We start from the raw sequence: 13918 nt of genomic DNA, 5'->3' as shown, positions 1-13918 counted from the left end.
AATCCGTCCATGATCCTGCCGCGCTCCCCCGCCCTGCCCCGCCATCGGCGCCGCGCCCGCCCGCCCCGCTCCGTCATCACGGCCCTGAGCGCCGCGATGGCCGCGATGGCCCTGTCCATCGGCCTGGATGCCGCCGCGATGCCCTGGGCCCAGGGCGCGCAGCCGGTGATCGCGACCGCGCGCGAGCAGCCGCTCGCGCCCTTCCTCGAAGGCGTGTTCGCGCAGATCGACTCGCCGGTGTCCCTGAGTCCCAACCTGAGCGGCCAGGTCAGCGGCCGTTTCCGCATGCCGGCGCAGACGCTGCTGCAGGAGATCGCGCGCGCCTACGGGCTGGTCGTCTTCCACGATGGCCTGGTGACGCACATCGCGCCGTCGCGCGAGACGCAGCAGCGCCAGTTCCCGCTCAGCGCGCTGGCCACGCAGCGCACGCTGCGCAATGCCGAGGAGCTCAAGCTCACCGACGGCCAGAACACGCTGCGCCGCGGCGCGGACGGCACGCTGGTGGCGCGCGGTCATCCCGCGTTCATCGACATGATCGCGGAGCTCACGCGCGCCAACGACCCGACGCAGCCGGTGTCGGCGGCGGTGAGCGCGGTCGGGCGCGAGGACTTCCGCGTCTTCTACCTGCGCTACGCCTGGGCGCAGGACGTCAGCATGTCCGTCGGCGGCCGGCCCTTCAGCGTGCCGGGCGTCGCATCGATCCTGCGCACGCTGGTCGGCGCGCCGGGCGGCGGCACGCAGACCGGGCCGCGCGATCGCGCCAGCACCGTGCCGGGCCTGCGCGGTCAGGGCCTGGCGGCGCAGGCCTCGCCGGCCGGCGTGACTGGCGCGGGCGGCGCCGGCGGCACGCTCGGCTACGGGGGCGGCTACGGCAATTACGGCGGCAATTACGGCGGCAATTACGGCGGCGGTGGCGACGGTGCCCGCGGCGAGGCGGAACTCGTGCAGGCCGCGATGCAGTACCCCGGCGCGATGCGCGGCCGCGAGCCGCAGGCCGCCGCGCCGGCCGCCCTGGCGGGCCCGCGCATCGAGGCCGATCCGCGCCTGAACGCGATCATCGTGCGCGACCAGCCCGACCGGCTCGACCGCTACGGCTCGCTGATCCAGGCGCTGGACATCGAGCCGCAGGCGCTCGAGATCGAGGCCACCGTCATCGACATCAACACCGACCGCATGCGCGAACTCGGCATCAACTGGCGCTGGTCCAGCCCGGGCGGCAGCGAGTTCCTCTTCGGCAACGGCACCGCCAGCGACCTCAACCTGCGCGGCGGCCGCGACGTGACGCCCTCGGGGCGCGGCGGCTTCATCTCGGCGGTGCTGGGCAGCCGCAACAACTTCGTCGCCCGCATCAGCGCGCTGCAGGACGAAGGCGCGGCCAAGGTCGTCTCCAGCCCGCAGGTGCTGACGCTGTCCAACGTCGAGGCGATCTTCGACAGCAGCTCCACTTTCTACGTGCGGGTCGCCGGGCGCGAGCAGGTCGACCTGTTCAACGTCACCGCCGGCACCTCGCTGCGGGTGATGCCGCATGTCTTCACCGATCGCGACCGCACCCGCATCAAGCTGCTGGTGCAGGTCGAGGACGGCAACCTGACGCCGGCCCAGGTCGACCAGATCCCCGTGGTGGAGCGCTCCACCATCCAGACCCAGGCGCTGATCACCGAGGGCGAGAGCCTGCTGATCGGCGGCATGGTGCGCGACAGCAGCGGCAGCGGCGTCAGCAAGGTGCCGGTGCTGGGCGACGTGCCGGTGCTGGGCCACCTGTTCCGCACCGACAAGCAGAACAACAGCCGCATCGAGCGGATGTTCCTGATCACGCCGCGCCTGGCGCCCGCGGGCCGGCCCGCCGGCGACAGCGCGCTGCGCGGAGGCGGCTCGCCGATGCCGCCCCCGTCGGCCGGCGCGGCGGCGCCTGCGCCGGACGCGGCGGCCTCGTCGCCTTCCCTGCCCTCTGGCGCGCCGGCCATCACGAGCCCCGCGCGCGAGCCGGGCCGCGTCGACCCCGCGCCCCTGTCGCAGCCCGCGCCGCCAGCGCCGGCGCGCGGTCCCGATGCCGCGCTGCCGGCCGGCCTGAGCCGCGCCACCGGGAGCGCCTCATGAACGCTCGACATCCGCAAGCCCGCGCGGACGCGGGCGCCGCCGCCCGGGAGCCCGTGCTGGCGCCGCAGCAGCCGGCGTCGCCGCTGGAGCTGCGCGTCCTCGGCGGTCCGCAGGCGGGCGCGGCGATCGCCTGGCCGGAGCCGGGCCGCGCGCTGATCCTCGCCGTGGGCGACGACGGCGAGGTCCACGGCGAGCCCGCTGACCTGCAGCTGCTCGGCGAGGCGCCGGTGCGGCTGCGGCTGCGCGCGCTGGCCCGCGGCCAGGCGCGCTGCGAGGTGCTGCGCGGCGAGGTGGCGATGGACGGCGAGCCGCAGGGCGCCGGGTCCCGTTTCGAATGGCCGCGCCAGGTGCCGCTGCAGCTGGGCGATTCGCTCGCGATCGCCTTCGGCGATACGGAGACGCCGATCTGGGCGCTGGCCGCCGCCGAGGAGTTGCCGGGCGCTTCCTCCGGGCACGACGACGAAGGCCACGACGACGCTGCTGAACACGATCACGGCGCGGCGGACGAGCCGCCGGCGCGCGGCCGCCTGGACGCGTGGCTGGCCGGCAGCGGCGCGGTGCTCGGCGTCGCGGGGCTCGTCTGGTCGCTGCTGGTCACGCTGCCGACCGCGCCGCAGGCGGCGGTCCATCGGGCCCCGGCGCCCATCGCCATGACCGCGCAGCAGCCGCAGGACGTCCTGCCGCCGCCCACGGCGCCGAGCGCCCCCGCGCCGGCCGTGGCCGCCGTCAAGCCCGCGCCCGAGCCGGCCGCGCCCGCCGCGCCGATGCTGCCCGCCGCCGGCAACGAGCCCGGCAAGCGCATCGTCACGCTGGTCAGCCAGGGCGCGCTGCCGCATCTGGTCACCGCGGACGGCGGGCGCTACTTCGTCGGGGCGACGCTGCCCAGCGGCCATCGCCTCGCGGCGGTGCTGCCGCAGGGCGTGGTCCTGGAACGCGACGGGCGCGAGACCCGCATCGATTTCTGACGCCGCCGGCCGTCCTCACCCATCGGACACCGGCGCGATTTCCTCCTCCACCACCAACCAAGGAGCATCCCATGAGCACGATCCAACGCAACTCCCTGCTCGGCGCGGCCACCGGCGGCACCGGCGGCGGCACCGGCAGCTGGTTCGAGGCGATGGCCGACGCCTGGGGCAAGGCCCTGGACGCCAAGGCCGACCAGATCAGCGCCAAGTCCGCGCAGATCGGCGACGCATCGGCCGACAAGCCGGCCGACATCACCGAGCTGACCGCGATGTCCCTGGAGATGGGCTTCCTGAGCAACTCGTCGCACACGGCGCTGGCCTCGGTGGGCTCCGCGCTCGAAACGATGGCGCGCAAGCAATGAGCGCGACCGGCACGCTGGGACTGCCGGCGCTCACCGCCGGACCGGCCTGGCCGGCCGGCGAGGCCGGCGCCGCGGGATCCGCATCGGGCGCGCGGGCCGGCTACGGCCTGTCGCTGGCGGACATCGGCGGCTTCGAGCAGGCGCTGCTGCGCGCCGAGGGGCGCGCCGGCGCCCCGCGCGTGGCGCCGGCCTCCGAGGTCGCCGCGCAGCTGTTCAAGCCCTTCGACCACATCAACGCCGAGGCCGAGAGCCTGGGCCGCCTGGCCGAGTCGGCCCGCGCCGCGGGCAACGACATGCGGCCCGGCGACGTGGTCCAGCTGACGCTGCGCTGCCAGGAGTTCATGTTCCATTGCCAGCTCACCGCCAACATCGCCAACCGCGGGTCGGACGGGCTGCAGCAACTCTTCCGTCAACAAGGCTGATGCCATGCGCCGACCGCACCGCTCCCCGCGCACCGTCCTGCTGATCGCCGCCACGGCGGCGCTGCTGGCCGCGTGCAAGGAACAGACCCTGTATGGCGACCTCACCGAGCGACAGGCCAACGAGGTCGTCGCCGCGCTGCGCGAGGGCGGCATCGCCGCCGAGAAGCTGCGCGAGGACAAGGTCTACGCGGTGCACGTCGGCGCCGACGATTTCCCGGCGGCCGTGCAGCTGATGCGCGCGCAGGGCCTGCCGCGCGAGAGCTACGACTCGCTGGGCCAGGTCTTCAAGCGCGAGGGCTTCGTGTCCACGCCGCTCGAGGAGCGGGCGCGGCTGCTGTACGCGCTGTCGCAGGAACTCTCCAACACGGTCGCGAGCATCGACGGCGTGGTCGCCGCGCGCGTGCACCTGGTCGTGCCGGAGAAGCACCCGCTGGACGACAAGCCGCAGCCCTCGGCGGCGTCGGTGTTCATCAAGCACCGGCCCGACGTGGACCTCGCCGCGCTGACGCCCAAGATCCGCGCGCTGATCATCAACAGCGTCGAGGGGCTGCCCGCCGACAAGGTCACGGTGGCGCTGTTCCCGGCGCTGCCCGCGCCCGCGCCGGTGCCCGTGGCGAAGCCGGCGGCGGAGCTCGCGCTGGCCTCGCCGTGGCTGCCGGCGTCGCTGGCGCTGGGCGGCGCGGCGCTGGTCGGCGCGGCCTGGCTGGTGCGGCAGCGCCGCGCGCGGCCGCGCACCGGCACCCGCGAGCCGGCCCTGATCGTGCGCTCGGAGACGCCCCATGGCTGAGATCGCCCTGGCCATCGACGATGGCGGCATGCCGGCGCGCGAGCGGCTGCGCCTGCGGCGCGAGCGCCGCGCCCGCATCGCCGAGCGCCTGCGCCGCGGCGCACCCGTGGCCGCGGCCACGCTGGGCTGGGAAGCGCTCGACGCCGCGCCCGATTGGCTGGGCGTCTCCGACGAGGCCCTGCTGCTCTGGCAGCGCCGCGTCGGTGCCGTGTTCTGCGCGCCGGCGCTGCGCCGCTGGATCGACGCCCGGCGCGTGCAGGCGCTGCGCGGCGCCGTCGGCGATGCGTTCTATCGCGCGCTGCTGCGCGCCGGCGATCCATTGCAGGCCGCCGCCCTGCCCGCGGGCCTGCCCGACTGGCCGCAGGGCCAGGCCGAGGGAGGCTCGGCCGGCACGGTCGACCCCGCCGCGGTCGCGCCCTTGCTGCGCGGCTGCGGCGCCGCGGTGCTGGTCTGCACGCTGCCGCACGGCGCGCTGCGTCACGCGGTCAGCCAGGCGCTGGCCCCGCTCGCCGAACTCATGATGCCGGCGCCGCATGCGCTGGCGCTCGCCGAGCGCGCGCTGCAGCTCGGCACCGCAACACCGGCCGCGGCGCTGTCCGCCACGGGCGCGGCGCAGCCGATGCCTGAAGGGAGCGCCGCATGAGCTACCTGCTCTGGCATGGCGACGATCCCTCGCTCGCGAGCCCGCGGCGGCTGTTCTCGCCGGAAGAAGTCGTCGCGCTCGAGGACGTCCATCAGCTCTGCGCGCGGCTGGCCGACGAGCGCGCCGGACTCGCGCGCGATGCCGAGCGGGCGCGCGAGGACGCACGGGCGGCGGGCCTGGCGCAGGGCCTGGCGGAAGGACGCGCGGCCGGACTGGCCGAAGGCGCGCGCGCGTCGGCCGCCGTGCTCGCCGCCGCGGAGCAGGCCATCGCCGAAGCGCGCGACGCCTGCCGCGACGAACTCGCGATGCTGGCGCTGCAGATCGCGCGCAAGCTGCTTGGCCAGCTGCCGGCGGCCGAGCGCCTCGTGCGCCTGGCGCAGGAAGCCGCCCGCCAGTCGCTGCCCGATGGCGGCGCGCTGGTGCTGCGCGTTCATCCCGCCCACGAGGAGGACGTGCGCGCCGTGCTCGCCGCGATGACGGCGTCGAACGCCGGCGCGCCGAATGACGCGGGCGCGCAGTGGTCGGTGCAGGGCGACGCCGCCCTGCCGCTCGAGGCCTGCCGGCTGAGCGGCCCCAGCGGCGATGCGGACGCGACGCTCGAGGTGCAGCTCGAACGGCTCGCGCGCGGCTGGGGGCTGAAGTGATCGACAGCCCGTCCCCCGCCACCGCGCGCCTGCTCCAGGCGCTGCAGCATGCGCAGCCGCTCGAGGAGCGCGGCCGCGTGGTGCAGGCCGTCGGCACGCTGCTGCGCGCCCGCGGCCTGCGCGCGCGCATCGGACAGATCTGCCACATCGTCGATCCCTCGCGGGAGAGCGGCGCGGATCGGGCCGGGCATGCGATGCCCGCTGGCCTGCTGCGCGCCGAGGTGGTCGGCTATGCCGATGGGGAACTGCTGCTCGCGCCCTTCAGCCCGCTGCAGGACCTCCCCGTCGGCGCGCTCGTGATCGCCGAGGAATCCCGCGCCACCGTGCCCTGCGACGACGCGCTGCTGGGCCGCGTGCTCGACGGGCTGGGCGCGCCGATCGACGGCCTGCCGCTGCCGCCGTGCGAGCGCGCGCCGCTGCATCGCGAGGCGCCACATCCGCTGTCGCGCCGGCCCGTCGAACGCCCCTTCGCCACCGGCGTGCGCGCGATCGACGCGACGCTGACCGTCGGCGAGGGCCAGCGCGTGGGCGTGTTCGCGATGGCCGGCGGCGGCAAGTCGACGCTGCTGGGCATGCTCGCCCGCCACGCGCAGGCCGACGTCAACGTGATCGCCTTGATCGGTGAGCGCGGCCGCGAGGTGCGGGAGTTCATCGACGACGCGCTCGGTCCGCAAGGGCTGGCGCGCTCGGTGGTGGTGGTCTCGACCTCCGAGCGCCCCGCGCTGGAGCGCGCCCGCGCCGCCGTGGTCGCCACCGCGATCGCCGAAGGCTTCCGCGCGCGCGGCCGGCGCGTGCTGCTGATGATGGACTCCGTCACGCGACATGCGCGCGCGCTGCGCGAGCTGGGCCTGTCGGCCGGCGAGCCGCCGGTGCGGCGCGGCTATCCGCCCTCGGTCTTCGCCGAGCTGCCCCGCCTGTTCGAGCGCGCCGGCAACGACGCGCACGGCTCGATCACCGCGTTCTACACGGTGCTCGCCGAGGACGAGTCCGGCGAGGACCCGATCGCCGAGGAGGTGCGCTCGCTGCTCGACGGACACGTGCAGCTGTCGCGCAAGCTGGCGCAGGCGCAGCACTATCCCGCCATCGATGTGCTGGACAGCGCGAGCCGGGTGTTCTCGCGCGTCGCCGACGCCGAGCACCAGCGCGCCGCCACGCGGCTGCGCGCGCTGCTGGCGCGGCACGCGGAAGTGGAGTTCCTGCTGCGCGTCGGCGAGTACCGCGCCGGCAGCGATCCGCTCGCCGACGAGGCCATCGAGCGCCTGCCGCGGCTGCACGCGTTGCTGCGCCAGCCACCGCACGAGCACACCGCGTGGGGCGACTGCCGCCGCGCGCTGCTGGAGGCGCTGGCATGAGCGCGCCGCTCGGAGCCCTGCCCGGCCTGGCGGACCTGGCGGCCCCGGGCCGTGGCCTCGCCCCGGCCGACGCGCGCCAGTTGCTGCAGCTGCGCGAACTGCAGCTGCGCCGCGCGCGCAGCGCGGTGGCCGAGGCCAGTGACCACGTGAGCCGCGCGCAGCAGGCGCTGGACCATCGGCAGGAGCGCGTGACGCGCACGCGCGCTTCGCGCGCCGAGCTGCTCACCGACATCGCCGGCCGGCTCGCCGCGCGGCTGCCGCAATGGGCGCCGTGGGCCTCGGCGCATCGCGCCTGGCTGGATGACCAACTCGAACGCGAGGAGTACGCCTTGATCAATGACGAGCGGGTGCTGGAGCAGGCGCAGGATCGCCTCGCCGAACGCCGGCGCGAACTGGCGCGCTGCGAGCATCGCGAGTCGCTGGCGTCGGCGCTGCTCGACGAGCAACGGCGCCATCGCGCGCGCGGCGAGGAGCGCCGCCAGGATGCCGAGCGCGAAGACCGCGCCGCGGGAGGCCGCGCATGGTGATCGGACCAGGATCTGCCGCCGGCGCGAAGGCGGTGCCGTTGAACGGACCGCGCGATCCTGGCGCGCGCGAGCCGGTCGACCTGGCCGCGCTGCCGATGGCCGCTGCGTTCCGGCTGCGCTTGCGCGAGGAGGAGTCCTCGCGGGACGAGCGCGGCGGCGAGGCCGCGTCCACCGATGCGCAGCCCCCTCTGATCCCCCTGGCCGCGGCGCCAGTGGCGCAGCGCACGGATGCCCCGGCGGCGGTGCCGCCGCCGTCGCCCGGCTCCGCGCCGCCGGCGTCGAGTCCCACGCTGCTCGCGCTCGCCCGCGAGCCCGGCGCCTTGCCGCGCCAGTGGCAGCTCGAGATCAGCGCCCATGCCCATGCCGCGCCCCTGACCCTGAACGCGCAGCGCCAGCCCGCCGAGGCCGGCTTGCGCGCGGGAAGCGGTGTCCAGGCCAGCTGGTCGGTCCAGGTCGGCCTGCCCGCGGGCGCGATGCCCGCGGGCGTCTCCGCGCCGATGTCCGCGCCGATGTCCGGGCCGATGTCCGCGGCGATCCCGCCCGGCGCGATCCCGGCGGTGAGCGCCGCGCAGTTCGACCGTCTGGCCGCCCGGCTCGCGCGCAGCGGCGTGACGCCGGGATCGCTGCAGGTCTCGATCGACACGCCTCGTTCCGCCATCGGCCGCCGCTGCGGCGACCCCTTCGATGAAAGGTCCGACGATGACGCTTCCGCTGATCAGCGCTGAGCCCCCTTCGCCCTCGCCCTCGCCCCGCCTGCCCGACGCGCCGCCCGCGCCCTGGCTGCGCGGCGAGCGGCTGCGGCTGCGCGAGTTCTGCGCCGAGGACCTGGCCGACCTGATGCGCATGCATGCGGACCGCCGGCTGCGCGCGCACCTGCTCGACGACCAGCCGCTGGACAAGACGCTGACCGCCGTGCAGTTCCTCGTCCATGTCAGCCGCGTCTACCGCCGCCATGAGGGCCTGGGCATCTGGCACGCCTCGGCCGGCGGCGGCGACGACGCCGCGCCGCGCTTCATCGGCTGGTTCAACCTGATGCCGCTGCCGGCGCGCGGCGACGGCGCGATCGAGCTCGGCAGCCGGCTGGTGCCCGGCGCCTGGGGCGGCGCGCTCGCGATGGAAGGCGGCGAGCTGCTGCTCGACCACGCCTTCAACCGCTTGAGCCTGCCCCGCGTGTGGGCCACCTGCGATCCGGACAATCGCTCGGCGCGCGCCTGTCTGGCGGCGCTCGGCTTCCAGGAGCAAGGGCTGGACGACTACGACGGCCGCCCCGGCGTCTACGCGGCGATCGAGCGCGCACACTGGAGCGGCTGGCGCCGCCTGCCGCGCCGCGAGCGCCTGCGCGCCGCGCGTTCACGGCGCCTGGGCGCTGGAGCGGTCGATGGCCGCGACACCGCCGTGGAGGCGAGGACATGAGCGGCTCCCCCTTGAGCCTCCCGGCCGTCGGCGCCTCGGAGGCGATCGGCGGCGGCGCGATGGCGCTCTGGCGCCAGGCGCAAGCGCAGATGGCGCAGCAGGTGGCGCAGGCCGCGCCGCCCTCGGAAGCGCGCGAGGAGGCCGCGCAGCCGGCCTTGCCGGCCTCGTCCGCGACGCAGCAGCCGGCGACGCCGATGCGGCTCAGCGAGTTGCGTCTTGATGCGACGCACTTCGCGATGACGCTGCCGCCGCGGCCCGATGCATCGGCGGACTCCGCCGCGCGCCGGACCTTCCGCGACGGCAGGCGCCAGCGCGCGCTCGATGACGACTTCATGCCGCCGGACGACCGCTCCTCGTCGTGGGGCCACGAGATGGTGGACTCGCCGCCGGAGCACTGGCTCGCGGCGCTGGCGCGCCGATGGACGCGCGCCGAGTCGCTGGCCGCGCTGCGCGGGCTGCAGCTGGCGCGCACGCAGTGGGCCTGCGGCCGGCGCGTGCTGCTGGTCTGCGGCACACGGCAGGCGAGCGCCGCGCCGGGCACCGTCACGGAGGCGCCCGCCTGGGCGTCGCTGCTGATGGGGTGCGCCGGTCCGGGCGGTCTCGTGCTGGACGGCACGCGCTGGCCGGTGCGCCTGATGTGGGTGGCCGAGCCGCCCGCCGCCTCGCGCTGGTTCTGCTCGCGCATGGTCAAGGAAGCCGCGCCGGGCCAGTCCTGGCAGATGACCCCGTGCCCCGAACCCGGCGAAACGCGCGCCGCCGCCGTGCTGCAGATCGGGCCCGGGCTGGCGGCCGAGCGCCGCTGGTCCGACCTGGGCGTGCGCCTGGACGGCGGCAATGGGTTCCGCGCCGCGCTCGGTTCGCAATGGAGCCTGTGGCTGATGGCCACGCGCGGTTGCTGGATGGATGACTGATGCCGGAGGCCCGATGAACGATCTGTCCGTTCCCGCCCTCGCCGCCGCCGGGTCCGCCACGGCGGCGGCCGCGATGACTGCCGAGGACTGGCTCGACCTGATGGACGAGCCCGCGCTGCTGCTCGCCGAGGGCGCACCGCCGCGCACGTCGGCCGCATGGCGCCGGGCCTGCCCGGATCACGCCTGGCCATCGACGCTCGACGCGCTGGAGCCGGTCCTGCCGGGACTGGGCGCCGCGCTCGCGGGAACCCGCAGATCCGCCGAGGGAAGCGCCGAGGGAAACACCGATGAAAGCGCCGATGGCAACACCAGCGAAGACGCGGACGCCGGTTTGGACGAGGCGATGACGCCGCTGCCGCTCGGTGCCGACGCGGCCTGGGAGGCGCGCGCCCGGCGGCTGCCTGACGGCCGCGTGCTGGTGCGGCTGCGCGACCGGCGCGAACGCGTGCAGGCGCTGCAGCGGCAGCTGGACGACCGTGAGCAGCTGCTGTTCACCTCGCGCGTCATCTCGGTGGGCGAGATGGCCACCACGCTCGCGCATGAGCTCAATCAGCCGATCGGCGCGGCGAGCAACCTGATGCGCGGTCTGCGCATGCGGCTGTCGCGCCGCGCCGGATCCGCCGCGATGACGCCGCAGGAGGCGGCAGCGCTCGATCAGTCCATCGAGCAGCTGATGTTTGCCTCCCGCGTGATCGCCCGCGTGCGCGAGTTCACCCACTCGCGCCGGCCGCGCCAGCAACTGATCGACCTGGCCGCGCTGGCGCGCGAGTCGGCCGCGCTGCTCGACTGGGACCTGCAACGCGGCCAGGTGCGGCTGCGCCTGGACCTGCCCGCGACGCCGGTCCAGGTGCGCGGCGACGCGACGATGCTGCAGCAGGTGCTCGTCAACCTGATGCGCAACGCGCTCGACGCGATGCGCCAGTCGCCGCCGCGGCAGCCGCTGCTCACGGTGACGCTGCGCCACGACGCCGGCGCGAGCGATGCCACGCTGACCGTGCGCGACAACGGCTGCGGCCTGTCCGACGACGCGCAGAGCCGCCTGTTCGTGCCGTTCAACTCGACCAAGCCCTCGGGCATGGGCGTGGGGCTGGCGATCTGCCGGTCCTTCGTCGAGCTGCATCAGGGGCGCCTCTGGTTCAGCCGCAACGACGACCGCGGCTGCAGCTTCCACGTCGACCTGCCGGTGGCCGCCGCCGCGAGCGGCGACGGACAGGACGACACCGCCAGGACCGCGATGAACACCACAGCAAGGGAGATGTCCGCATGAGCGCGACCACTGCGAGCACCGCCGCCGGCCAGGCGCAGGCCCAGATCTATCTGGTGGACGACAACGCGGACTTCCGCGCATCGGCGCTGTTCTGGCTCGATGCCGCCGGCTACGACGTGCTGTCGCTGGGCGATCCGGCCGAGGCCTTGGCCGCGATGGCGGCGCATCCGCCCGGCCGCCCCGGCTGCGTGCTGATGGACGTGCGCATGCCCGAGGTCTCGGGACTGGACCTGCACGACCGCATGGCGCAGCAGGGACTGCGGCTGCCGGTGGTCTACATGAGCGGCCATGCCGACGTGGCGCTCGCGGTGAAGGCGATGCGCAAGGGCGCGATCAGCTTCCTCGAGAAGCCGCTGGACGAGTCCGCGCTGCTGGAGGCGCTGGAGGCGGCGTTCAGCCGGCCGGCCGCGGCCGCCCTGCCACGGACGGCGGCGCCGGACGGCGAGGACGCCGATGCCCGCACGCTCGCGGCGCAGCAGGAGTTCCGCCGCCGCGAGGCCTCGCTGGCCCCGCGCGAGCGCGAGGTGCTCGCGCTGGTGATCCAGGGCATCTACAACAAGAACATCGCGGACCGGATGAACCTGTCGGTCAAGACCATCGAGCTCTATCGCGCGCGCGGCATGGGGAAGATGGGCGCGAAATCGGTGGCGGAACTGACCCGGATGATGGTCAGCCGGCAGGCATGAGCGCGCTGCTCCAGCGCGGGGCCGCGCCGGCGGGCCGGTCCGGCTTCGAACTGCGCGCCTGGGCCGGCGGCGCGCCGGTGCGGCTGTCGTGGGGCGACGCGGTCGGCGACGCGACCGGCGCGGCCGTGGCGCTGCGCGACGACGCGGCCTGGATCACCGCGCTCGAGGACTGGCTCGCGCCGGAGGAGGGGCTCGACTGGCGGCCTGCCGACGCCCGCGCGGACGAGGCCTGGGGCGACTGGATCCACGCGACCGTCGCCGGACAAGGACGCGCGCCGCGCCTGGCGTTGCCCTGGCGCCGGCTGCGCGCATTGCCCGCGCCGCCCGATGGCCTCGGCCTGCGCTGGCCCTCGCTCGATGCCGAGCTGCTGCTGACGCGTCAACCGCTGCCGCCCGAGGGGCTCGATGGACTCGCGGTGGGCAGCGTGCTGCTGATGGAAGCGAGCTTCTCGCGGCCGTGGCCCGTCGCGCTGCGCCGCCTGGGCGCTGCCCATGACGACGGCAGCGACGATGGCAACGACGGCTGCAATGGCGATGGCGGGTTCGATGGACTCGAAGTCCGCATGACTTTGCCCGATCCGCTGCCCGTGCCCGTGCTCGCCGGCTGGACCGGTCACGCGCGCCGGGACACGCCGCCCGTGCTCGACGCCCCGCTGCGCCTGGAGCTGCACCTTCACCGGCGCGGCGCGGCGCCGATTTGCCTGGCCGAGGGCCAGGCCTTGCCCTGGGGCCGCGGCCACGCGCTGCGCGTCACGCGGATGGCCGCCCCGCCGGAGTCCCTCCCCTCGCCTTCGACCGCCGCCATCCGGCCCTGATCCCCCGCCATGGACCTGACCACCTTCTCGCCGGCCTCGGCGCTGCTGACCGTCGTCCTGCTGGCGCTGGCCCCCTTCGTCGCGGTGATGGTGACCTCCTTCACCAAGCTGGTCGTCGTCTTCGGGCTGCTGCGCAACGCGCTGGCGCTGCAGCAGACGCCGCCCAACATCGTGCTCAACGGCCTGGCGCTGGTGCTCAGCCTCTACGTGATGTATCCGGTGGGCGTGCAGATGCAGCAGCGGCTGGGTGAGCAGAAGATCGGCAACTCCGCGCAGGCGATGCTGTCCGCGGCCGACACCGCCAAGGAGCCGCTGCGCGAGTTCCTGATCCGCCACACGCGGCCGGTGGAGCGCGCCTTCTTCCTGAAGACCGCGCGCAACGCGCTGGATGCTGCTTCGGCCGGGCTGCTCAGCGATCGCGACTTCATCGTCATCGTGCCGGCCTTCACGGTGAGCGAGCTGTCGGTCGCGTTCGAGATCGGCTTCCTGATCTTCCTGCCCTTCCTTGTCATCGACCTGGTCATCGCCAACATCCTGATGGCGATGGGCATGCAGATGCTGTCGCCCACCACCGTCTCGCTGCCGTTCAAGCTGCTGCTGTTCGTGCTGATCGACGGCTGGGTCAAGCTGGTGCATGGCCTGGTGCTGACCTACCACTGATCCCCGAACACGCCGGACACCCCGATGCCATCGACGCCGCGCCTTCCCTGCCCCGTCACCGCGAGGTCCCTGCCATGAACGCCGAAGTCATCCAGCTGACGCAGCAGGCGCTGTGGTTCGTGCTGCTGCTGTCGGCGCCGCCGATCATCCTGGCGGCGATCGTCGGGCTGCTGGTGGCCTTCGTGCAGGCCGCCACGCAGCTGCAGGAGCAGACGCTGCCCTACCTGCTGAAGTTCGTGGCGATCGTGATCACGCTGTTCGTGACCGCGTCGCTGCTGGGCGGCGGGCTGTACCAGTTCGCCGACCGCGTGTTCAGCGACTTCGCCAGCCTGGTGACGCGGCGCTAGCCGCGGCACGCCCCGCGCGG

17 protein-coding genes are annotated in these 13918 nt (G+C 74.9%); all 17 read left to right on the top strand.

The genetic code is table 11. The features are described 5' to 3' along the window. The first annotated feature begins 9 nt into the window (after positions 1-9). The 17 genes from sctC (at position 10) to sctS (ending at position 13898) form a co-directional block, all read left to right on the top strand. The gene (gene sctC, locus ACEN96_RS12395) at positions 10-2097 is read left to right on the top strand and encodes a type III secretion system outer membrane ring subunit SctC (protein ID WP_495588313.1); all 2088 of its coding nucleotides are present in this window, start codon (positions 10-12) and stop codon (positions 2095-2097) included. Then, positions 2094-3062 (top strand): SctD/MshK family protein, encoded by a 969-nt coding sequence (locus tag ACEN96_RS12390; protein WP_495588312.1) that lies wholly within the window; start codon positions 2094-2096, stop codon positions 3060-3062. Before sctC ends, ACEN96_RS12390 begins: the two co-directional genes overlap by 4 nt. Positions 3063-3133: 71 nt before the next feature. After that, positions 3134-3424, top strand: coding sequence for a hypothetical protein (locus tag ACEN96_RS12385; protein WP_343640280.1), 291 nt, complete (start codon positions 3134-3136; stop codon positions 3422-3424). Next, positions 3421-3846 (top strand): hypothetical protein, encoded by a 426-nt coding sequence (locus ACEN96_RS12380; protein WP_495588311.1) that lies wholly within the window; start codon positions 3421-3423, stop codon positions 3844-3846. The genes ACEN96_RS12385 and ACEN96_RS12380 overlap by 4 nt, the downstream gene beginning before the upstream one ends. A gap of 4 nt (positions 3847-3850) precedes the next feature. After that, complete coding sequence (sctJ, locus tag ACEN96_RS12375; RefSeq protein ID WP_495588310.1) at positions 3851-4633, top strand: type III secretion system inner membrane ring lipoprotein SctJ; 783 nt, start codon at positions 3851-3853, stop codon at positions 4631-4633. After that, a complete protein-coding gene (locus ACEN96_RS12370) occupies positions 4626-5276 on the top strand; it encodes a hypothetical protein (RefSeq protein ID WP_495588309.1) in 651 nt (216 codons plus the stop codon). Before sctJ ends, ACEN96_RS12370 begins: the two co-directional genes overlap by 8 nt. Beyond that, a complete protein-coding gene (locus ACEN96_RS12365; RefSeq protein ID WP_495588308.1) occupies positions 5273-5920 on the top strand; it encodes a FliH/SctL family protein in 648 nt (215 codons plus the stop codon). The genes ACEN96_RS12370 and ACEN96_RS12365 overlap by 4 nt, the downstream gene beginning before the upstream one ends. After that, a complete protein-coding gene (locus tag ACEN96_RS12360) occupies positions 5917-7272 on the top strand; it encodes a FliI/YscN family ATPase (RefSeq protein ID WP_495588307.1) in 1356 nt (451 codons plus the stop codon). The genes ACEN96_RS12365 and ACEN96_RS12360 overlap by 4 nt, the downstream gene beginning before the upstream one ends. Further along, positions 7269-7799 carry a hypothetical protein gene (locus tag ACEN96_RS12355; RefSeq protein ID WP_495588306.1) on the top strand — a complete coding sequence of 177 codons (531 nt, stop codon included), beginning with the start codon at positions 7269-7271 and terminating at the stop codon, positions 7797-7799. The genes ACEN96_RS12360 and ACEN96_RS12355 overlap by 4 nt, the downstream gene beginning before the upstream one ends. Further along, positions 7793-8524, top strand: coding sequence for a hypothetical protein (locus ACEN96_RS12350; RefSeq protein WP_495588305.1), 732 nt, complete (start codon positions 7793-7795; stop codon positions 8522-8524). The genes ACEN96_RS12355 and ACEN96_RS12350 overlap by 7 nt, the downstream gene beginning before the upstream one ends. Further along, positions 8499-9212 carry a GNAT family N-acetyltransferase gene (locus tag ACEN96_RS12345; protein ID WP_495588304.1) on the top strand — a complete coding sequence of 238 codons (714 nt, stop codon included), beginning with the start codon at positions 8499-8501 and terminating at the stop codon, positions 9210-9212. The genes ACEN96_RS12350 and ACEN96_RS12345 overlap by 26 nt, the downstream gene beginning before the upstream one ends. Continuing rightward, positions 9209-10123 (top strand): hypothetical protein, encoded by a 915-nt coding sequence (locus ACEN96_RS12340; RefSeq protein WP_495588303.1) that lies wholly within the window; start codon positions 9209-9211, stop codon positions 10121-10123. The genes ACEN96_RS12345 and ACEN96_RS12340 overlap by 4 nt, the downstream gene beginning before the upstream one ends. 13 nt (positions 10124-10136) lie before the next feature. Further along, entirely contained in the window at positions 10137-11390 is a 1254-nt protein-coding gene (locus ACEN96_RS12335) for a sensor histidine kinase (RefSeq protein WP_495588302.1), read from the top strand. Then, positions 11387-12076, top strand: coding sequence for a response regulator transcription factor (locus ACEN96_RS12330; RefSeq protein WP_495588301.1), 690 nt, complete (start codon positions 11387-11389; stop codon positions 12074-12076). The genes ACEN96_RS12335 and ACEN96_RS12330 overlap by 4 nt, the downstream gene beginning before the upstream one ends. Then, on the top strand, positions 12073-12891 hold the full coding sequence (locus tag ACEN96_RS12325; RefSeq protein WP_495588300.1) for a hypothetical protein: 819 nt from the start codon (positions 12073-12075) through the stop codon (positions 12889-12891). Before ACEN96_RS12330 ends, ACEN96_RS12325 begins: the two co-directional genes overlap by 4 nt. 9 nt (positions 12892-12900) lie before the next feature. Beyond that, the gene (gene sctR, locus ACEN96_RS12320) at positions 12901-13551 is read left to right on the top strand and encodes a type III secretion system export apparatus subunit SctR (RefSeq protein ID WP_495588299.1); all 651 of its coding nucleotides are present in this window, start codon (positions 12901-12903) and stop codon (positions 13549-13551) included. A 74-nt stretch (positions 13552-13625) separates the two neighbouring features. Continuing rightward, on the top strand, positions 13626-13898 hold the full coding sequence (gene sctS, locus ACEN96_RS12315) for a type III secretion system export apparatus subunit SctS (RefSeq protein ID WP_495588298.1): 273 nt from the start codon (positions 13626-13628) through the stop codon (positions 13896-13898). Positions 13899-13918: the final 20 nt, after the last annotated feature.

This window comes from Roseateles sp. Mitsp63 (assembly GCF_059491535.1).
Note: the sequence above shows the minus strand (reverse complement) of the source record. Positions and strands in the feature narration are given on the sequence as shown.